Source organism: Sulfitobacter sp. G5_S2_6_S6 (assembly GCF_054968505.1).
Genome location: NZ_JBQKUI010000014.1, coordinates 48,785 through 67,885, shown reverse-complemented (window position 1 = coordinate 67,885; position 19,101 = coordinate 48,785). Strand labels below are relative to the sequence as shown.

At 63.3% G+C, this 19,101-nt stretch carries 18 protein-coding genes; 5 read left to right on the top strand and 13 right to left on the bottom strand.

Annotation, left to right across the window (positions count from 1 at the left end):
• Window positions 1-191 precede the first annotated feature (191 nt).
• Window positions 192-629 carry a glyoxalase superfamily protein gene (locus tag ACTRWK_RS16720; protein WP_289082118.1) on the top strand — a complete coding sequence of 146 codons (438 nt, stop codon included), beginning with the start codon at window positions 192-194 and terminating at the stop codon, window positions 627-629.
• Window positions 630-668: 39 nt separating this feature from the next.
• Here the strand turns inward: ACTRWK_RS16720 and ACTRWK_RS16715 are convergent, their stop codons facing one another.
• From ACTRWK_RS16715 to yajC, 10 genes are all read right to left on the bottom strand, one after another.
• A complete protein-coding gene (locus ACTRWK_RS16715; RefSeq protein WP_304950584.1) occupies window positions 669-1,391 on the bottom strand; it encodes a heme-dependent oxidative N-demethylase family protein in 723 nt (240 codons plus the stop codon).
• 137 nt (window positions 1,392-1,528) lie between these two features.
• Window positions 1,529-2,068 (bottom strand): DsbE family thiol:disulfide interchange protein, encoded by a 540-nt coding sequence (locus ACTRWK_RS16710; protein WP_005852653.1) that lies wholly within the window; start codon window positions 2,066-2,068, stop codon window positions 1,529-1,531.
• The gene (ccmD, locus tag ACTRWK_RS16705; protein WP_107277682.1) at window positions 2,061-2,210 is read right to left on the bottom strand and encodes a heme exporter protein CcmD; all 150 of its coding nucleotides are present in this window, start codon (window positions 2,208-2,210) and stop codon (window positions 2,061-2,063) included. Before ccmD ends, ACTRWK_RS16710 begins: the two co-directional genes overlap by 8 nt.
• Window positions 2,210-2,944, bottom strand: coding sequence for a heme ABC transporter permease (locus ACTRWK_RS16700; protein WP_462844075.1), 735 nt, complete (start codon window positions 2,942-2,944; stop codon window positions 2,210-2,212). The genes ccmD and ACTRWK_RS16700 overlap by 1 nt, the downstream gene beginning before the upstream one ends.
• Window positions 2,945-2,996: 52 nt before the next feature.
• Window positions 2,997-3,653, bottom strand: a complete 657-nt coding sequence (gene ccmB / locus ACTRWK_RS16695) for a heme exporter protein CcmB (protein ID WP_005852650.1) — start codon at window positions 3,651-3,653, stop codon at window positions 2,997-2,999.
• Window positions 3,650-4,267, bottom strand: a complete 618-nt coding sequence (ccmA, locus tag ACTRWK_RS16690) for a heme ABC exporter ATP-binding protein CcmA (RefSeq protein WP_462844074.1) — start codon at window positions 4,265-4,267, stop codon at window positions 3,650-3,652. Before ccmA ends, ccmB begins: the two co-directional genes overlap by 4 nt.
• A 1-nt stretch (window position 4,268) precedes the next feature.
• Window positions 4,269-4,622, bottom strand: a complete 354-nt coding sequence (locus ACTRWK_RS16685; RefSeq protein ID WP_005852646.1) for an Mth938-like domain-containing protein — start codon at window positions 4,620-4,622, stop codon at window positions 4,269-4,271.
• Between the two features lie 167 nt (window positions 4,623-4,789).
• Window positions 4,790-5,758: a protein translocase subunit SecF gene (gene secF / locus ACTRWK_RS16680; protein WP_005852644.1), complete on the bottom strand. Its 969-nt coding sequence runs from the start codon at window positions 5,756-5,758 to the stop codon at window positions 4,790-4,792.
• An 11-nt stretch (window positions 5,759-5,769) separates the two neighbouring features.
• Window positions 5,770-7,419 (bottom strand): protein translocase subunit SecD, encoded by a 1,650-nt coding sequence (gene secD / locus ACTRWK_RS16675; protein ID WP_286759533.1) that lies wholly within the window; start codon window positions 7,417-7,419, stop codon window positions 5,770-5,772.
• 36 nt (window positions 7,420-7,455) lie between these two features.
• Entirely contained in the window at window positions 7,456-7,734 is a 279-nt protein-coding gene (yajC, locus tag ACTRWK_RS16670) for a preprotein translocase subunit YajC (RefSeq protein ID WP_005852640.1), read from the bottom strand.
• Between the two features lie 264 nt (window positions 7,735-7,998).
• Here yajC and serS point away from each other — a divergent pair, with 264 nt between their 5' ends.
• Window positions 7,999-9,291: a serine--tRNA ligase gene (gene serS, locus ACTRWK_RS16665; protein WP_289082092.1), complete on the top strand. Its 1,293-nt coding sequence runs from the start codon at window positions 7,999-8,001 to the stop codon at window positions 9,289-9,291.
• 59 nt (window positions 9,292-9,350) lie between these two features.
• Window positions 9,351-10,058, top strand: coding sequence for a tryptophan-rich sensory protein (locus ACTRWK_RS16660; protein ID WP_289082093.1), 708 nt, complete (start codon window positions 9,351-9,353; stop codon window positions 10,056-10,058).
• 49 nt (window positions 10,059-10,107) lie between these two features.
• Here the strand turns inward: ACTRWK_RS16660 and der are convergent, their stop codons facing one another.
• From der to ACTRWK_RS16645, 3 genes are read right to left on the bottom strand one after another with little or no spacing between them, the layout of a single operon-like run.
• Window positions 10,108-11,583 carry a ribosome biogenesis GTPase Der gene (gene der, locus ACTRWK_RS16655; RefSeq protein WP_037962876.1) on the bottom strand — a complete coding sequence of 492 codons (1,476 nt, stop codon included), beginning with the start codon at window positions 11,581-11,583 and terminating at the stop codon, window positions 10,108-10,110.
• A 50-nt stretch (window positions 11,584-11,633) separates the two neighbouring features.
• Complete coding sequence (locus tag ACTRWK_RS16650; RefSeq protein ID WP_462844073.1) at window positions 11,634-13,013, bottom strand: PQQ-like beta-propeller repeat protein; 1,380 nt, start codon at window positions 13,011-13,013, stop codon at window positions 11,634-11,636.
• A 54-nt stretch (window positions 13,014-13,067) separates the two neighbouring features.
• Complete coding sequence (locus ACTRWK_RS16645) at window positions 13,068-13,781, bottom strand: tetratricopeptide repeat protein (RefSeq protein WP_037943935.1); 714 nt, start codon at window positions 13,779-13,781, stop codon at window positions 13,068-13,070.
• Window positions 13,782-14,011: 230 nt separating this feature from the next.
• Between ACTRWK_RS16645 and ACTRWK_RS16640 the strand changes: the two genes are divergently transcribed.
• Together ACTRWK_RS16640 and ACTRWK_RS16635 are read left to right on the top strand one after the other, a co-directional pair.
• Window positions 14,012-15,262 (top strand): efflux RND transporter periplasmic adaptor subunit, encoded by a 1,251-nt coding sequence (locus ACTRWK_RS16640; RefSeq protein ID WP_289082094.1) that lies wholly within the window; start codon window positions 14,012-14,014, stop codon window positions 15,260-15,262.
• Window positions 15,259-19,101: an efflux RND transporter permease subunit gene (locus ACTRWK_RS16635; RefSeq protein ID WP_037943932.1), complete on the top strand. Its 3,843-nt coding sequence runs from the start codon at window positions 15,259-15,261 to the stop codon at window positions 19,099-19,101. The genes ACTRWK_RS16640 and ACTRWK_RS16635 overlap by 4 nt, the downstream gene beginning before the upstream one ends.

Below are 19,101 nucleotides of genomic sequence, written 5' to 3'. Positions count from 1 at the left end.
AGGCATCCGCCCCGTGCCACCCGCACCACCCCATTGCAATTGCAGCACCCAAGCGCCATATAGCGCCCATAGGGAAAGGCCCCTGCCGTCCGCATATCGGTGAAGTCCTTGATCAAGAACACACCTTCAATCTCGCGGATTGACGGGCAACGCGGACCCCCTTCGACTTTTGCGAGAGCAGGAGTGTTATGATGACAACCCAAACCCATCCCACCGCCGTACCTTCGGCTGATGTGCTGAAATCCCAAGCCAAACGCTTGCGCGCGGACCTTGCAGCCCAAGGCACAGCACTGTCCCATGCGGCGACGCTGGAAATGGTGGCCCACCAATGGGGCGCGCGCGACTGGAACACCCTAAGCGCGCAGGCCGCGGCCCCTGCGCAGGGCTGGACGCCCGGGGACCGCGTGCAAGGCCGCTATCTAGGCCATCCCTTTACCGGCGTGGTCAAGGCGGCGCGGCTATCGGGCAGTGGCATGTGGTCGCTGACCCTGCGCTTTGACACGGCGATTGATGTTGTGACCTCGCCCCTGTTCAGCAATATGCGGCGGCAGATCAATGCGGTGGTCGATGCCCAGGGGGTCTCCCCGCGCAAGACCTCTGACGGGCAGCCGCATCTGGTTCTGACCTAGCGCCATCAATCCCGAACCATCGCGCCTGTCTGGGTCCGCTCAGGCAGGCGCATCTCCGTCGCGCACCACATAGGTGTGGATCGTGAAGACCACCGCGTCGCTTTCGGGCAGACGCAGGATGCACTGCCGCTCTGACCGGATAAAGGGCATGTCGCTGCCTGTCTCGCGCCGCCGCGGCTGGTGCAGATCCGCATCCGCATAGCGCAGTTTGTTGAACCGCCACAGGGGCCGCCCTGCCCGCACGCCGTCAAACAGACGCTGCACACGCCGCGCGATGTCGGCGTCATATTCATCGACCGGAGTGTGAATGCCGGTCAGGGGTTGCTCTATCTTGTCCGCCAGCCGCCAGTTCGCCGGAAAGCACAGTGCCGCAGCGGTCAGCACATGTTCATCGCCACGCTTTTGCAGGATGCAGAGGTCTTCTTGCACCAGATGCGCCAGCGTCCACAGCGGTTGCGACCGGTCCAGCGTGACCTTGCGCCCGTCAGGACAAACCACCGCATCAGCCCCGAGGGTGAAACCGAAACGCGGCAGAAGGGTCAGCGCCTCTGACAAGAGCTCTGCCGCGGCGGGTCTGGCGGCCTCGCTTTGGTAGAAAACAGCCTCGGGTCGGTCCGCCAGCAACGCTTCGCGGTAGACCATCTGCGGCGCGTAGGCTTCGTCCATCAGCAACCAGTCATCCGCCCCGCAAGGCCCCGTGCCCGGCAATCCGGGCGTGCCGGTCTGCGCGTCCGGTAGTCTGGTTTGCAATATCACGGGCATGAGGTCTCCTTTTTTGGTAAGCGGATGAGGGGCAGCCGGGGCGAAACCGGCGGCGTGGCGCACAGGCCCGCTGCCGAGGCGCAGCCTGCTACGGGCCATGCCTTCGGCGAGGATTTAGGGCCATTTGGAAGCGGGTGTCAGTTCTTCAGAGCGTCTTGCAGCGCCGGCAGGAAGCGTTGTTCGTAGTCACTGCCGACCAGCGGACCAGCATAGCGGAACAAAACCGTGCCGTCGCCCGCAATGATGAAGGTCTCTGGTGGGGCGGTGACGCCCCAGTTGATGGCCGTGCGGCCCTGCGGGTCAAAGGCGACGCCTTCGAAGGGGTTGCCATCATTGGTCAGGTAGCTGGTTGCGGGGCCTATCGTGTCTTTGAAGTTGACCCCGATGATCGACAGCCCCTGCGCCTGCATATCAAGCAGCTGCGGATGTTCGGCGCGGCAGGGCGGGCACCAGCTGGCCCAGAAGTTGACCAGCGTCACCTCGCCATTGGTCAGCACATCCGGTGCCGCGGCGGGAAACCCTTCCAGCGGTTTTTCCGGCAGCGCGGGGGCCATCTGCCCCACCAGCGTCGAGGGCAGCCCTTCGGGATCGGGGCGGAACATGCCAAAGGCGGCAAGAGCCACGAAACCGGCGAAAACCAGCGGTGGCGCGATCATGAGCGGAGAGATTTTAGCCATCTTTACGGGCCTCTATATCAGCAAGTGTGGCGCGGGCCTTGCGGCCCTTGTTCAGGCTCAGCCCCACCAGTCCCGCCAGCAGCAGCAGCGACACCCCATAGGCGGCCAGCACCTCGGCGGCGTATTTCCCAAGTTCCGGCATCATGCGCCCCTTTCGCTGCGCGCCAGCAGCGCGCGGGCGCGGCGCAGGCGGATTTCGGTCCCTGTGCGGTACAGAACCAGCGCCAGAAACAGCAGGCCAAAGCCGATCATACTGATCAGCAGCGGGTAGAAAAACACATCCGATACGGTACGCCCACCGGTGGCCAGCGGGACAGAGGTGCCTTGATGCAGCCCCTGATTCCAGAACTTGACCGCATAGCGCGACAGCACCGCAAAGACCGAGCCCACCAGACACAGGACCGAGGTCAGGTCTGCAGCGGTATCGGGGTCCTCGACCGCTTCCCACAGGGCCATATAGCCGAGGTAGAAGAGGAACAGGATCAGAAAGGACGTCAGCCGCGGATCCCATGCCCACCAGGTGCCCCACATGGGCTGCCCCCAGATCGCACCGGTGATCAGCGCGATCACTGTCATGGTGACGCCCACAGGGGCCGCCGCCTTGGCCGCGAGGGCGCTGACGTGATGCCGGCGGATCAGCCAGACCAGCGAGGCCACCAGCATCATGAACCACGCGTTGATCGCCATCAGCGCGGCGGGTACATGCAGGTAGATGATCTTGACCGTCGATCCCTGACGGTAATCATCCGGCGTGCCGAAAAAGCCCCAGCCCAGACCGACCATCAGACACAGCGCCGCCCCGCCCCAGACATAGGGTTGCACGCGGGCCGAGAGGCCTAAAAATTTCACCGGATTGGCGTATTCCCATAAAGACATGGCGGGGTTCTATCGCTCCGTTTCCTGGCACTCAATGGTCAAAAGCGCGCACTCACCTTAAGGTCATCCGCAGCACCGCGGCAGAGGCGAAGGGCATGAGCGCGATGGTGCCAAAGGTGATGCCAGCCAGCAGGGTCAGCGGGGTCGTGGCATCCAGCCCCATTGCGCCGCGGCGCGCGGCCTCTGCCCCGAAGATCAGCGTCGGTACGTAAAGCGGCAGCACCAGCAGCGACATCAGCAACCCGCCGCGTTTGATGCCCACGGTCAGCGCCGCACCAAAGGTGCCGATCACCGACAGCGCGGGCGTGCCCAGACCCAGCGAGGCCACCAGCCACAGATACCCCGAAGGCGCGAGGTTCAGCATCACCCCCAACACAGGTGCTGCAAGCACCAGCGGCAGCCCGGTCGTCACCCAGTGGGACAACGCCTTGACGCTCAACGCCGCCTCAAGCGGCAGCGGTGCCGTGGCCAGCAGGTCCAGCGTGCCATCCTCGTAATCCAGCGCAAGCAGCCGGTCGAGCGAGAGAAGGCAGGCCAGCAGCGCCCCCAGCCAAAGCACACCGGGCGCGATGGTCCCCAACAGATCGGGTTGCGGCCCGACCGAGAAGGGCACCAGTACGGTCACAATCAAGAAGAACGCCAACCCGAGGCCAAAGCCCCCGCCCGCCCGGAAGGCAAGCATCAGGTCACGGCGCAGCAGGGCGATCACAGGAAAGCCTCGTCACTGGCACCGCTGCGCTGTGATGGTTTGGCGCGAAACGGGGTGATGTCAAAGCTATGCACTTTCAGGCCAAGGTCGATATGGGTCGCGATCAGCGCCATGCCGCCCGCCCCCAGATGCGCCGTCACCGCCGCGGCGAAAAGCCCGACGGCGGCGGCGTCCAGCGACACGGTCGGCTCGTCCAGCACCCAGATGGGCCGCCCCGTGACCATCAACCGCGCCAGCCCCAAGCGCCGCTTCTGCCCCGCAGACAAAGTGCCTGCCAGCCGGTCTTGTAGCGGCTTAAGGTCATAGGCGGCCATTGCCTCGGATATATCGCGTTGCCCGAAGACCTGTGCCCAGAATGTGAGGTTTTCGCGCACGCTCAGCATCGCTTTCAGCCCGTCGGCATGACCGGCGTAGGCGATGGTTTCCTCTGCCCCGTCGATCTGCCCCGACAAGGGCGGTTGCAGCCCCGCGATGCAGCGCAGCAGCGTGGTCTTGCCCGCCCCGTTCGGACCACGCAGGATCAAGGCAGCCCGCGGTTCAATCGCAAAGGACACCCCGTCCAGCACGGGCACACCGCCGCGCGCGACGGCAAGGTCGGTGACACGCAGGGTCATATCAGACGGGGATCATGGCCAAGGCGATGCGACGGCCTTCGCTGAGCAGGACGTTATACGTCCGCGCCGCCGCGGGGGACGACATGACATCAACCCCGATGCCCGCATCTTCGAGCGTGCTGCGCAGGTCGGCCGGGATATGCGCAATCTCGGCCCCGGTGCCGATGAACAGGATGTCGATCTTGCCCGCCAACGCCAGCAACGGTGCGTGATCGTCGAAGCCCTGCCACGCAGAAACCCCAGAGGTGCCTGCGATCACCGGCCCTTCGAACACAGTGCCGCCAATGCGGAAGAAACCGGGGCCATAGCCTTCGACGGGTTTGGCATCCGAATACACGACCTCGTTCAAACGCATGATGTTCTCCTTCTCGCGGGGGCTGCGCGATCATAGCGGATCACGCGCGGACAATACAGATCAACTGGCGGTGAAATGGGGCGGGCCCTATGGGCAAAGCGTCGCGCCGGAGGCGGGCGCGGAACGGTGCTGCCAGCAAGGGGGTGCCCTGCTGGCAGCGAAATATATTACGCGTCGATGTTGGCGTATTGGCCGGTATTGTTGTTGTCTTTCTTGGACCAGTCGCGTTTGACGCCCAGAAACAGCACGACGTTCTTGGCCACATAGACGGAAGAATAGGTGCCCACAACAACGCCCCATGTAATCGCGAAGACAAAGCCACGGATCACATCGCCGCCCAGAACCAGCAGCGCGATGAGCGCGAGCAAGGTGGTGCCCGATGTCATCAATGTCCGGCTCAGAGTTTCGTTAACGCTGAGGTTCATGATCTCGCGCAGGTCGCGTTTCTTGTATTTGCGCAGGTTTTCACGCAGGCGGTCAAAGATCACCACGGTGTCGTTGATCGAATAGCCGATGATGGTCAGGATCGCCGCGATCACCGCCAGATCGAACCGGATCTGCAACGCCGAGAAAACGCCGATGGTCAGCACCACATCGTGGAACAGCGCCGCGACCGCCCCGACAGAGAACTGCCATTCGAACCTGAGCCAGATGTAGATCAGGATCGCGCCGAGCGAGGCGGCAACCGCCAGAAACGCGGTCTGGATCAGCTCGCCCGATACTTTGGGGCCAACAGATTCGACCGAGGTGAAGACGATGTTCGGGGCAACGGTTTTCAACGCTTCCTCGACATTCTGGATCATCTCGGGGGATGCGGCCTCTTCGCCCTCCTGGGCCTGGATGCGGACCATCGCGACATGTTTGGTGCTGTCGCTGGCAGGGTCAAACACCTCTGAGATGGACACATCGCCAAGCTCCAGCGGTTCCAGCGCCGTGCGGTAGGCCGCCACGTCCACGGCTGCGTCGCTTTGCGTGCGCAGGGTCGTCCCGCCGCGGAAGTCGATGCCGTAGTTCAGGCCCATGGTGAACCACACGGCCAAGGCCAGCAGCACCGCCACACAGGACGCCCCAAAGGTCAGCTTGGCGTGTTTGAAGAAGTCGATATTCGTATCGTCGGGGATCAGTCTCAGCCGCATGGTGCGCGTTCCTATACCGTGATTGTCTTGGGACGGCGGCGTTCAAACCAGAACACCACGATCAGACGTGTGACGAAATACGCCGTAAAGACCGACGTGACGATGCCAAGCCCCAGCGTCACCGCGAACCCGCGCACAGGGCCGGAGCCAAGCACAAAGAGGATCGTTGCAATGATGAAGGTGGTGATGTTGGCGTCCAGAATGGCGCTAAGCGCGCGTTCATAGCCAAGGCTGATGGCGCGGGCCGGTCCCTTGGCGGTCTTGAGCTCTTCGCGGATGCGTTCAAAGATCAGCACGTTGGCGTCCACCGCCATACCCACTGTCAGAACGATCCCCGCGATACCGGGCAGGGTCAGCGTGGCACCAATCAGGCTCAGCAAGCCAAAGATCATACCGACGTTGATGATCAGCGCGATATTGGCGAACAGCCCGAACAGCCCGTAGCTGGCCCACATAAAGAACAGTACCGCGCCAAAGGCGACGCTGGTCGCGATCTTGCCCGCGTCAATGCTGTCCTGCCCCAGTTCCGGCCCGATGGTGCGTTCCTCGACAAAGGTCAGCCCCGCGGGCAAGGCCCCTGCCCGCAGCAAGACGGCCAGATTGGTGGATTCCTCGACCGTGAAGTTGCCGGTGATAATGCCCGACCCGCCGGGGATCGCGCTTTGGATGGTGGGGGCGCTGATGACCTCGTCATCCAGCACAATGGCGAAAGGCGCGCCGATGTTCTCTGCCGTGTAGGTGCCGAACTTGCGCGCGCCGGTGGTGTCAAAGCGGAAGCTGACAGCGGGGCGGCCGTTCTGGTCAAAGCTGGGCTGCGCATCGACCAGCTGTTCGCCGGTCACGACGGGCGCGGTTTCGATGATATAGAAGACACCGGGCGCTTCGGCGTCGGGCAAAAGAGAATTGCCCAGACCCGGTGCCGCGTTTTCATTGGCGCCACGGTTCACCACGGGGTTGAACGTCAGCTGCGCGGTGGTCCCGATGATCGCTTTCAGCTCTGCGGCCGACCCGATGCCGGGCACCTGAATAAGGATACGGTCCGCGCCCTGACGCTGGATTGTGGGCTCACGTGTACCCACCTCGTCGATGCGGCGGCGGATGATTTCCAGCGACTGCTGCATCGTGCGCTCGTCCGTGGCCTGTTTCTCGGCATCGGTCAGCGTGATGGTGATGATGTCATTGGCACCGTTCACCACGATGTCGTTCTGCCCTGTGCCCGTCAGCGACTGCACGGGGCGGGCCAAGGCACGGGTCGCCTCCAGCGCTTGTGCCATGACAGAGGCATCGTTGATGCGCACGCGCAGCTCGCCCTTGGGGGCGTCAACGCGGCGGACCGGCGTGATCGAGCGCAACGCATCGCGGACCTCGGGCCAGGCGGCCTCCATCCGGTTGGCGTAAACATCTTCGACATTCACTTCGGCCAGCAAATGGGCCCCGCCGCGCAGATCGAGGCCAAGGTTGACCAGACGTTCCGGCATCCACTCGGGCCAAAGCGCCTTTTGCGCCTCAAGCTCGGGGGTGGCGCCAGCAACGCTGATCGCCTTGACCGCATCATTGTGCTGTTCGACGGGTCCGTAGAACGCATTGGGCAGCGCCAGCCACAGGCCAGCGGCACAGGTGAGGATGATCAACACCCGTTTCCACAGATCAATCTGAAGCATGGTACTGCCCTTTTCTCGACACGCCCGAAGGGGCGCTTACTTGGCTGGTTCGGTCTTGGAGACGACGGTGGCGATGGTCGATTGCACAACGCGCACTTTGACGTTGTCGGCCAGTTCGACTTCCAGCTCACCGTCATCTTTGACTTTGACGACTTTGCCGATCAGACCGCCAGCGGTGACCACTTGATCGCCACGACGCAGACCGTCCACCATTGCCTTATGCTCTTTCACCTTCTTTTGCTGAGGGCGGATAAGCAGAAAATACATGATCGCGAAGATCAGGATCAGGGGTACAAATTGCTGAATGGCTTCCATGGAGGTCGTCCTTTGTGTTGGGCGCATGCCGCAAACGGCCTGCCGTCTAAGTTTGGCGGAACCTATGGTCAGACGCGGGGCTTTGCAAGGTGGGTTCCGGGGGGAAATGGCGCCGCCCGGTGTCGCAGCCTGCAATAAGCTGTTTGCGCAAGCATCCAAGGGCCGGATCGCCCCCCGGCGCATCCACATCTGGCACCGCGATCCACAATCGGGCATAACGCGCGCAACGCAGATCATGCGACTCGGACGACAAAGGAACAGCCCATGCACGACATCAAAGCCATCCGTGAAAACCCCGATGCTTTCGACGCGGCCCTCGCACGGCGCGGCGACACCCCTGTGAGCGCGCAGGTACTGGCACTGGACGAGGCACGGCGGGCCAAGATTTCAGCAGCGGAAACGGCGCAGGCCGAGCAGAACAAAGCCTCCAAACTGGTGGGCGCGGCCAAGGCCAAGGGCGACGAGGCCGAATTCGAACGTCTGCGCACCTTGGTCAGCGACAAGAAGGCCGAAGTTACCGCCATGCAGGCAGAGGCCAAGGATCTGGACGCGCAGTTGACCGACATGCTGGCGCGCATCCCCAACCTGCCCGCCGATGATGCCCCCGATGGCGCGGACGAGGCTGACAATGTCGAAGTGAACCGCTGGGGCGATGTACCAACGTTTGATTTCAAGGCGAAAGAGCATTTCGAGATCACCAGCGTCGCGGCGTCAATGGATTTCGAAACCGCCGCCAAAACCTCCGGCGCGCGCTTTGTGATGCTTAAAGGGGCCCTGGCGCGGATTCACCGTGCGCTGGCGCAGTTCATGATCGACACCCATGTCGATGAAAACGGGCTGACCGAACATATGACCCCCGTGCTGGTGCGCGACGAGGCGATGTATGGCACCGACAAGCTGCCCAAGTTCGGCGACGACAGCTATCAGACCACAAACGGCTGGTGGCTGATCCCAACCTCCGAAGTGACGCTGACCTATTCGGTCGCCGGTGACGTGCTGGAAGAAGCTGCCCTGCCCCGCCGGATGACCGCCCACACCCTGTGCTTCCGCTCCGAGGCGGGCAGCGCGGGGCGCGACACCTCGGGCATGCTGCGTCAGCACCAGTTCGAGAAGGTCGAGATGGTATCGGTCACCCACCCCGATCAATCGGATAACGAACAAAAGCGTATGCTGCGCTGTGCCGAAGACATGCTGGAACGTCTGGGCGTGCCCTACCGCACCGTGATCCTGTGCACCGGTGACATGGGCTTTGGCGCGCGCCGGACCTTTGACATCGAGGCCTGGCTCCCCGGTCAGAACGCCTACCGCGAGATCAGCTCTGTCTCGACCACGGGGGATTTTCAGGCGCGGCGGATGAACGCACGGTTCAAACCCGCAGATGGCGGCAAACCGCAGTTCGTGCACACGTTGAACGGGTCCGGTCTGGCCGTCGGGCGCTGCCTGATCGCGGTGCTGGAAAACGGCCAGCAGGCCGATGGGTCGGTCAAACTGCCAGACGTGCTGGCCCCCTATCTGGGCGGCAAGGCCACTTTGGCCGTCGACGGCACGCTCAGCTGATTGAACGCTGGGATCATCGGGCTATCTGAGGCGAGAACCACTTTTCGCAAGGTAGCCCGATGTCCCGTCCCCTTATTGCCCTTTTGACCTTTCTGCTGGCGATCGGCTTTGCCGTGTCGCCTTTTTTTGTCTCCGGCTTCAACGGCTTTTCGCCGGACCAATTCCCCATTCCCCAAGACAACCCGCCGGTGCAGCCTGCGGGCTACGCGTTCTCGATCTGGGGGATGATCTATGTCTGGCTGATCGTCGGCATGGGCTGGGGCCTGTGGAAACGCCGCGAGGATTACCTTTGGCACGACATGCGTCTGCCGCTTGCCCTGTCGCTGTTTGTGGGCTGTTTCTGGCTTGCCGTGGCCGTAGCAAGCCCGATCTGGGCGTCGGTGCTGATCTGGGTGATGCTGGTGTCGGCGCTTTACGCGTTGTTCCGCGCCCCGCGTGAGGACCGCGGCTTTGCCGCCCTGCCCGTGGGGCTTTATGCGGGCTGGCTGAGCGCGGCCTCCTGCGTGTCTTTGGGGCTGCTGGCGGCCGGCTATGGCTGGATGAGCGGGCCAACCGCGGGGCTGGTCTTTGTCGGGCTGGCGATTGTGATTGCAGCGGGGGTGCAATCGTCGCTGATGCGCGCGCCGACCTATGGGATCGGGGTGATCTGGGCGCTGATCGCTGTGGTGGTGGCGAACGTCGCGACGGCCCCGACCGTTGCGGCGCTGGCTGCGGGGGGTGCCATTGCGTTGATCCTGCCCACCTACCGGTCATGGCGGCGCGGCTAAACGCAAAGAACCGGAGTTTTGAAAACTCCGGTCCCGATTTCTGCAACTTCTAGCGGTCCTTGCGGTGCCCGTCGGTATGTTTGCGCAGCTTCGACGGCTTCGCCTTTTTGCGCCCCTTATAGGGGTTGGCGTCCGACTGGCCGCGCATCCACAGACGGATCGGCGTGCCCGGCATGTCAAAGTCCAGCCGTAACCCGTTGACAAGATAGCGGTTATAGCTTTCCGGCACCTTATCGGGGTGGCTGCACATGACCACGAACCCCGGCGGGCGGGTCTTGGCTTGGGTCATATAGCGCAGCTTGATGCGCTTGCCCTGCGGCGCGGGGGGCGGGTGCGCCTCCATCATGCCAGAAAGCCAGCGGTTGAGCTGTGCGGTGGTGACACGGCGGTTCCAGACCTCATAGGCGCGCATGATAGCGTTGTGCAAGCGGTCCATCCCGCGCCCGGTCTTGGCCGAAACGGTCACCAAAGGCGCGCCCTTGAGCTGCGGCAGAAGCCGTTCAAAGCTTTCGCGCAGATCTTTCAACTTGCCCTGTTTGTCCGTCTCAAGATCCCATTTGTTCACGGCAACCACAACGGCGCGGCCTTCGCGTTCGGCCAGATCGGCGATGCGCAGGTCTTGCTGTTCAAAGGGGATATCCGCATCCAGCAGAACCACCACAACCTCGGCGAATTTCACCGCACGCAAACCGTCGCTGACGCTCAGCTTTTCGAGCTTTTCCTGCACCTTCGCGCGTTTACGCATCCCGGCGGTGTCAAAGATCCGCATGGGCACGTCGAACCAGTCGGTTTGCAGCGAAATCGCATCACGGGTGATCCCCGCCTCTGGTCCGGTGAGCAGACGATCCTCGCCCATAATCTGGTTGATCAGGGTGGATTTACCCGCGTTCGGACGCCCTACGACGGCCACCTGCAAGGGCTTGGTCTTGGTGGGGACGGGCATGGGTGCCTCTTCGTCGCCCAGTTCGGCTTCTTCCTCGGTCAGGTCCACATCTGTTTCCGGCGCATCGGTTTGCGCCCGCTCGGCGAAACCGTCGGCGATTGGCATCAGATGGGTGTAAAGATCGTTCAGCCCCTCGCCGTGTTCGGCAGACAGGCGGATCGGTTCGCCAAGGCCAAGGCTGTAGGCCTCGATCACACCGGCGTCGGCGGCTTTGCCCTCGGCCTTGTTGGCGGCCAGAATAACATGGGCGGATTTCTTGCGCAGGATATCGGCAAAGACCAGATCAGACGGCGTGACACCCACGCGGGCGTCGATCATGAACAGGCAGATGTCCGCCATATCCACGGCACGTTCTGTCAGGCGGCGCATCCGGCCCTGCAAACTGTCGTCGGTGACTTCTTCAAGTCCGGCGGTATCCACCACGGTGAATCGCAGGTCGGCAAGCCGCGCCGCACCTTCGCGCAGATCGCGCGTCACACCGGGCTGATCATCGACCAACGCCAGCTTTTTACCGACCAGACGGTTGAACAGCGTGGATTTCCCGACGTTGGGACGGCCCACAATGGCGAGGGTGAAAGACATGGAACGGCTCCGAAGACTAGGTCAAGCCCGCCGCTTAGCCTATTTGCGGCCTAACGGAAAGCGTGCAATTGCCCTTTCGCGGATACGACGTAAAGAACGCCCCCCGCCACGACCGGCGCAGTGGTCGCCCCGCCGGGGATCGTCACCTGTGCAACCAGCGCGCCATTGGTGGGGTCAAAGCTGCGCAGCGTGCCATCGCTAGAGGCCACGATCACGCGGCCACCGGCAAGGATGGGGCCGTAGTTGCCAAAGACCTCGGACTGGCGCTTGGGCTTGCCCTTGACGAAATTCGGCAGCGGTGTGCCCCAGATGCGGGTGCCGGTGCTGGCATCCAGACGCACCAGCTCGTTCAGGTCGGTCACGACAAAGACGCTGTCGCCTGCGGGCCAGACGGGGCCGATCGCGCCTTCGCGCGCGGTCCACTGGCGTTCGCCGCCGCCAAGGCTCAGCGCCGCCAGACGGCCCGACTGGTTGCCCACGTAAACGGTATCGCCCGAGATCACCGGCGCGCTTGTCACGTCAGAGATATTGGCCAGCGCGCGCCCCGGGCGTTTGCCCACGACCGACGTGTTCCAACGATCCAGCCCGCCCTGACGGAAGAGCCCTTGCACCTCGCCCGAGCCAAAGGCCAGCACGGCGATCTGCGATCCCACGGCGGGGGCCGGTGCGCCAAGCACATTGTTGATGCTGCTGGTCGATCCGGTCTGCCATTGCACGCGGCCGTTGGATTTGTTCAGCGCCCAACCGGTATCGTCACCGGAGGTGAAATAGACCATATCGCCAAAGACTGTCGGGGCCCCCGATCCGGTGCCGTCGATATCCTGCGTCCAGCGCGTGCCGCCACTGTCGACATCCAGCGCCGTGACCGACCCGAAGCCAAGCGAGACATAGACTGTATTGCCATCGACGGCCAAGCCGCCGCCCGTCGCATCCCCCTGCCCGTCGCTTTGCGGCGTCAGGTCACGGGTCCATAGTGTCGCCCCCGATGTGGCAGAGGTCGCGGTGATCGTCGCGCCGGAATCGATGGTGAACACACGTCCGCCCGACACGACAGGCGTCGCGGTGATGCGTTGCTTGCGGCTGTCGCCCTTCCCGATAGAGGCGGACCACGCAAGCTGCGGTGCTGCACCAAGCGCGGGGTGGCTGACGCGGGTGCTTGGCGTGCCCGGGCTTTGCGACCAGCTCGCGTTTGCAGTCGCCGCGGGCAGCGAAATCGCGCGTGTTGTATTGGCTGGCACCGGCGCATCGGCGGGGGCTGCAAAGCCGTCGCTGCCTTGCAGGACCGATCGCACATCCTCGCGCACGCCGGGCAGGATCACCTCTGGTTCGGCGCAGGCCGACAGCAGCAGCGATGCCACCACCGCCCCCATCCCAAGTGAGGCACGGCGCGTCGACGTGGGTTTCAAGGAGATGCTGTGGAGAATGGTCATGGCCCTGCTCGCTTTGCTCTTTAAGTCCGTGTCACCTGAAGGGTTCAGGCAGGATTAGTTATTGTCTGCATCCAGCGCCGGCACGGTGTCCGTTTGCGGCGCGGGGGCTGCGGTACCCATTTGCGGATCCCCCCCCAAGGCGACAATCACCTGAAGGGCGCGTTGTTGCAAGTCCGAGGTCACATCCGCGTCGTTCAGGATCCCCTGATACCGTTCGATCGCCGCCTCGGGGGCGTCTTCTTCGATGTCGATCATGGCCAGTTGTTCTTGCGCCAGCAAGCGCAGGCTGCTGCCCGGCTGCGCCAGATTTTCCAACGCCAGACGGCGTTCATTGGCGGGCATATCCGATCCTTGCAGGGTAATCGCCTTGAACTGGGCGATTTCGCGGTAGATCGCGGGCACATCCGCATCCAGCCCGATGCCGTTCAAGGTGGCGACGGCGGCGTCGGTTTCGCCTGCTTCGGCTTGTTCGGCGGCGGTCAGCAAGCCCAGCATGGCACCGGCGCGGGGGTTTGTGGCCTCGATTTTTTCAAAGGCGGCAGCGCGGGCGGCTGTGTCTTCAGCGGAAAGCGCTGCAAACATCGCGTCGCCAAGGGTTTCCGCCTCTGCGCGGGCCTGCGCTTTCTGGTATTCGTTCCACGCGGCCCCACCGACCAGCAGGATCACGGCCAGCACCGCAATCCAGCCATAGCGCTTGAGCATAAAGTAGAACCGGTCGCGGCGGACCTCTTCGTTTACTTCGTCGATGAAACTGTCTGTATCGCTCATGTGGTACCCGTCCCGCCTGATTTAACGCCCCTCTTAACCTGCGGCTGCGGGGCTGCCAAGGGCTTGGCTGCACAGCAAGTGACCCACGCGTTGTTCACAAGGTCGCATGTGGCAAGTTTTTTTCAATAGTGAACTATGCAGTTCAGTTTTATTCGCTTAAGCATTTGGCCCTATAGCATACGACATACTGCGGTGCCGCAAAGCCCGCGTTTCACTGAACCGAGGCCCGAATGCGCATCTTCCCCCTTCTGGCGGCCATCGCCGTTTCCGCTCTGATGTATATGGCAATTTTCGAACGTGACGCCCTGTTGGGGCTGGCACAGGGGGCCGCGCAACCTCCGGCGCCTGCGGTGGATGCCGACAGCACCGATACCGCGTCACCCTCAGATGTGGCAGAGCCCGCGCGCGTGAAGGTCGTCGTGCAGCGCAGCGCGGCGGCACCGCTCGCCTCTGCGGTGATCGTGCGCGGTCAGACCACGGCGGCGCGGCAGGTGGCGGTCAAGGCGGAAACCTCTGCCGTTGTGGTATCGGCCCCGCTGCGCAAGGGCGCGACCGTGAACGCGGGCGATGTGCTGTGCGAGCTGGACCCCGGCACCCGTGGCGCGCAACAGGCAGAGGCGCAGGCCCGCCGCAACGAAGCACAATCCCGCGTCCCGGAGGCACAGGCCCGCGTGGCCGAGGCGCAGGCCCGTCTGGATGAAACCCTGATCAAGCTGAACGCAGCACAAAAACTGGGCGAAGGCGGGTTTTCGTCGCAGACCACGCTGGCCACCGCCGAAGCTGCTGTCGCCGCCGCGCGCGCCGCACTCAGCTCTGCCGAGGCGGGGCTGAATGCAGCACATTCCGGCATTGAGGCTGCGGAGGCCGCCGTCGCCAGCACCCAGGCCGAGATTGACCGGCTGACCCTCACCGCGCCGTTCGAAGGGCTGCTGGAAAGCGACACCGCAGAGCTAGGCAGCCTGCTGCAAACCGGATCGCTTTGTGCGCAGGTGATCCAGCTTGATCCGATCAAGCTGGTGGGCTTTGTGCCAGAGACCGAGGTTGACCGCGTCAGCCTTGGCGCGCAGGCGCAGGCGCGGCTGGCCGCGGGCGACCGTCAGATCGCAGGCACCGTCACCTTTATCTCGCGCGCCTCCGATCCGACGACGCGCACCTTTCAGGTGGAAATCGAGGTGCCCAACCCCGATCTGAGCATCCGCGACGGCCAGACCGCCGAAATCGCCATCGCCTCGGCCGGGGTCGAGGCGCATCTGCTGCCGCAATCGGCCCTGACGCTGAATGATGACGGCACCCTTGGCGTGCGTCTGATCGACGCCGAGAATACTGTTGATTTCGCCGCAGTCACACTTGTGCGCGACACGCCCGAAGGCATCTGGGTCACCGGCCTGCCTGAACAGGCAGATGTCATCGTTCTGGGACAGGAATATGTCACCGCTGGCGTGACCGTGACCCCGACCTTCCGCAACGAGGCCCCGGAATGAGCGGCATGGTCGATTGGGCCGCGGGCCGTGCCCGTATGGTCATGGCGTTTATCCTGCTGAGCCTCGTGGTGGGGGGCTACGCCTATTCCACCCTGCCCAAAGAGGGCGAGCCCGACATCGAGATCCCCGCGCTTTTCGTCTCGGTCCAGTTTCCGGGCATCTCTGCCGCGGATAGCGAAACCCTGCTGGTCAAACCGATGGAGACGGAGCTTTCCGATCTGGACGGCCTGAAGACCATGACCGGCACCGCCGCCGAAAACTACGCCGGTGTCGCGCTGGAATTCGAATTCGGCTGGGACAAGTCCAAGATCATGGCCGACGTGCGCGACGCGATGAGCACGGCGGAATCCAAATTCCCCGAAGGCTACGAGAAATATTCGATCACAGAGATCAACTTTTCCGAATTCCCCATCATCATCGTCAACCTGACCGGCCCCGTGCCCGAACGCACCATGGCCCGCGTCGCGCGTGATCTGCAGGACGCGCTGGAAGGCGTGGATGCGGTGCTTGAAGCAGGGTTGGCGGGCGACCGTGACGAGATGCTTGAGGTGCTGATCGATCCCTTGCGGCTGGAAGCCTATGACGTGACCGCGGGCGAGCTGATCAATGTGGTGCAGAATAACAACCAGCTGATTGCCGCGGGCGAAGTGCAGTCGGATCAGGGCAGTTTCTCGGTCAAGATCCCGTCCTCCTTTGATGAACCGCGCGATGTCTATGCGCTGCCGGTCAAGACCAACGGCGACCGCGTGGTGACACTGGGCGATCTGGCGACCATCAACCTGACCTTTGAAGACCGCGAAGGCACCGCACGGTTCAACGGGGAAAAGACGCTGGCGCTGCAGGTGGTCAAACGCAAGGGCTATAACCTGATCGACACCTCCACCCAGGTGAAAGAGATCGTCGCCGCCCAAAGCGCCGCCTGGCCAGAGGGGCTGAAAGCCGCTGTCACGCTTGGCACCTCGAACGACCAAAGCCGCATCGTCGACAGTATGGTGCAGCAGCTTCTGGGGTCGGTCTTTACCGCGATTGCGCTGGTGATGATCGTGGTGCTTGCCGCCCTGGGGATCCGTGCGGCCCTGCTGGTGGGCTTTGCGATTCCCACGTCGTTCCTGCTGTGTTTTGCCTTTCTCGCGCTGATGGGGATCTCCATCTCGAACATCGTGATGTTCGGGCTGATCCTTGCGGTGGGGATGCTGGTGGATGGCGCGATTGTTGTGGTGGAATATGCCGACGCGCGCCAGCAACAGGGCGAAGGCCCCATGGCCGCCTATGTCGAGGCCGCCAAACGCATGTTCTGGCCCATCATCTCGTCCACCGCGACCACCCTTTGCGCGTTCCTGCCCATGCTGTTCTGGCCCGGCGTCCCGGGGGAGTTCATGGGCATGTTGCCGGTCACGCTGATCTTTGTGCTCTCCGCCTCGCTTGTGGTGGCGCTGATCTATCTACCCGTCATGGGCGGCGTCACCGGACGGCTGGAACGCTGGATGGCGCAGAATATGACTGCCATCGCCAAGCTGCGGTTCTATCTGCATCTGCTGCTGTTTCCCATTGTCGCCGCGATGATCGCCCTGCCGCTGGCGCTGATGCAGCCGCTGTTTGCCGTGATCTCGGCGCAGTTCGCGGGCATGGACGGGCTGGATATCCTTGGCTCGGTCATTCCGGTCTTTGCTGTGGTCTTTATCTGCATCGCGGTGCTCTGCGCGCTGGTGGCGGTGGCGATATCGGGCGTGCTTTTGGGGCTGACCAGCTTTTTCGCGTTGTTCACCCGCATGGGCCGCGGGGGCCGCTGGGTCACATCGCGGCTGTTCCGCAAAGAGCCCACCGTGATCAAGGCCGGCTACCGTCGATCTGGCTTCGGGCGGCTCATTGCCTTTATCGCGGGCAATCCGGTGATGCCGCTGGTGGTCGCGGGGGTCGTCTTTGTCTTTGTCGGCACCACAATGATCTTCTTTGGCAACAACAGCAAAGGCGTGGAATTCTTTGTCGAATCCGAACCCGAGCAAGCGATTGTCTATGTGCTGGCAAGGGGCAACCTGTCGCTGGCGGAAAAAGACGCGATCATGCAGCAGGCGGAGGCGATTGTGCTGGCGCATCCCGGTGTCTCTACCGCCTTTGCCTTTGCTGGTGAGGGCGGGCTCGACAGCAATACCGGCGGGGCGCAGGCCCCCAAGGACAGCATCGGTCAGGTGCAGCTTGAAACCATCCCGTGGGAAGACCGCGCCCTGCGCCCGGAACTGGACGGCGACATCGTGATCGCAGAGCTCACGGAAGCGCTGAGCGCGATCCCCGGCATCAAGATCGAAATCCTTGCACAGGCGCGCGGCCCTGCGTCGGGCAAGCCGGTGCATCTGCGTCTGAAATCCGACAGTTTCACTGACCTGATCGCCGCGACGGCACAGGCCCGTGACACCTTCGAGAAAACCCCCGGCTTGACCCTGATCGAAGACACCCGTCCCCTGCCCGGCATCGACTGGCAGATCGACGTGGATGTCGCCAAGGCGGGGCAATACGGGGCTGATGTGGTCACCGTCGGCGCGATGGTACAGCTGGTCACCCGCGGGCTGCTGCTGGACACGATGCGGGTCGACAGTTCGGACGAAGAGATCGAGATCAGGGTGCGCCTGCCGCAAGAAGACCGTGTGCTCAGCACGCTGGACACGCTGAAGGTGCGCACGGCGGATGGGCTGGTGCCGCTGTCGAACTTTATCACCCGCACCCCCGTGCCCAAGCTGGCAGAGATCAACCGGATCGACCAGAAACGCTATCTTGATGTGAAGGCCGATGTCTTCCCCGGGCTGGTCAAGCTGGTGCGCACGGTGGATGCCTCCCAAGGTGCCGCGAAAGCGGGCACAGAACAGGCGGGCACAGGACAGACGGGCGAGACGACAATCACCCTCGCTACGATGCGCCCTGCGGGGGACGCGGGCGATATCACGGGGCCCGAGGGCGCGGCCTTCAAGATCACCAACCGGACCAATGCCGCCCAAGGCGTCGATCTGCAACAAGAGCTGGACAATGGCACCCTGCGCATGATCCCGATCAATGCCAACGAACGGATTGCGGAGCTGACCAAATGGCTGGAAACCCGGCCCCTGCCCGCGGGCGTCAGCTATGAATGGACCGGCGACCAAGAGGATCAGGCCGAAAGTCAGGCGTTCTTGTCCTCGGCCTTTACCGCGGCACTGGGGTTGATGTTCATCATCCTGCTGGCGCAGTTCAACAGCATCTACAACTCGGTGCTGGTGCTGCTGGCGGTGGTGCTATCGACCACGGGCGTGCTGATTGGCATGTTGGTGATGGATCAGACGTTTTCGATCATCATGACGGGCACGGGGATCGTGGCGCTGGCGGGGATTGTGGTGAACAATAACATCATCCTGATCGATACCTATCAGGAGTTCAGCCAGTACATGCCGCGGATCGAGGCGATCATTCGCACGGCGCAGGCCCGTATCCGCCCCGTACTGCTGACCACCATCACCACAATGGCAGGGCTTGCGCCGATGATGTTCGGGCTTAGCCTCGACTTTGCCAATGGCGGCTACACCATCGACAGCCCCACAGCGCTGTGGTGGAAACAGCTGGCAACGGCGGTGGTCTTTGGTCTGGGCATCGCGACGGTGCTGACGCTGCTGGTCACCCCGTCACTGTTGGCGATCCGCGTGTGGGCCACCACCTACGCCCGCTGGATCGCGCGGCTGCTGGCCAAGATGTCGCTGGGGCGCGCCAGCAAATCCGCGCAGGACTGGGCGCTGGCCCGAGACGCACGCAGGCTGCAAACAACCGTGATCCAGTGGGAGGACACCGGACCGCCGGCCCATACCCCACCGGCGGAGTGA

Coding starts and splice junctions, on each gene's coding strand:
- ACTRWK_RS16720 (WP_289082118.1), top strand. CDS start 192: ATGACAACCCAAACCCATCCCACCGCCGTACCTTCGGCTGATGTGCTG.
- ACTRWK_RS16715 (WP_304950584.1), bottom strand. CDS start 1,391: ATGCCCGTGATATTGCAAACCAGACTACCGGACGCGCAGACCGGCACG.
- ACTRWK_RS16710 (WP_005852653.1), bottom strand. CDS start 2,068: ATGGCTAAAATCTCTCCGCTCATGATCGCGCCACCGCTGGTTTTCGCC.
- ccmD (WP_107277682.1), bottom strand. CDS start 2,210: ATGCCGGAACTTGGGAAATACGCCGCCGAGGTGCTGGCCGCCTATGGG.
- ACTRWK_RS16700 (WP_462844075.1), bottom strand. CDS start 2,944: ATGTCTTTATGGGAATACGCCAATCCGGTGAAATTTTTAGGCCTCTCG.
- ccmA (WP_462844074.1), bottom strand. CDS start 4,267: ATGACCCTGCGTGTCACCGACCTTGCCGTCGCGCGCGGCGGTGTGCCC.
- ACTRWK_RS16685 (WP_005852646.1), bottom strand. CDS start 4,622: ATGCGTTTGAACGAGGTCGTGTATTCGGATGCCAAACCCGTCGAAGGC.
- secF (WP_005852644.1), bottom strand. CDS start 5,758: ATGCGGCTGAGACTGATCCCCGACGATACGAATATCGACTTCTTCAAA.
- secD (WP_286759533.1), bottom strand. CDS start 7,419: ATGCTTCAGATTGATCTGTGGAAACGGGTGTTGATCATCCTCACCTGT.
- yajC (WP_005852640.1), bottom strand. CDS start 7,734: ATGGAAGCCATTCAGCAATTTGTACCCCTGATCCTGATCTTCGCGATC.
- serS (WP_289082092.1), top strand. CDS start 7,999: ATGCACGACATCAAAGCCATCCGTGAAAACCCCGATGCTTTCGACGCG.
- ACTRWK_RS16660 (WP_289082093.1), top strand. CDS start 9,351: ATGTCCCGTCCCCTTATTGCCCTTTTGACCTTTCTGCTGGCGATCGGC.
- der (WP_037962876.1), bottom strand. CDS start 11,583: ATGTCTTTCACCCTCGCCATTGTGGGCCGTCCCAACGTCGGGAAATCC.
- ACTRWK_RS16650 (WP_462844073.1), bottom strand. CDS start 13,013: ATGACCATTCTCCACAGCATCTCCTTGAAACCCACGTCGACGCGCCGT.
- ACTRWK_RS16645 (WP_037943935.1), bottom strand. CDS start 13,781: ATGAGCGATACAGACAGTTTCATCGACGAAGTAAACGAAGAGGTCCGC.
- ACTRWK_RS16640 (WP_289082094.1), top strand. CDS start 14,012: ATGCGCATCTTCCCCCTTCTGGCGGCCATCGCCGTTTCCGCTCTGATG.
- ACTRWK_RS16635 (WP_037943932.1), top strand. CDS start 15,259: ATGAGCGGCATGGTCGATTGGGCCGCGGGCCGTGCCCGTATGGTCATG.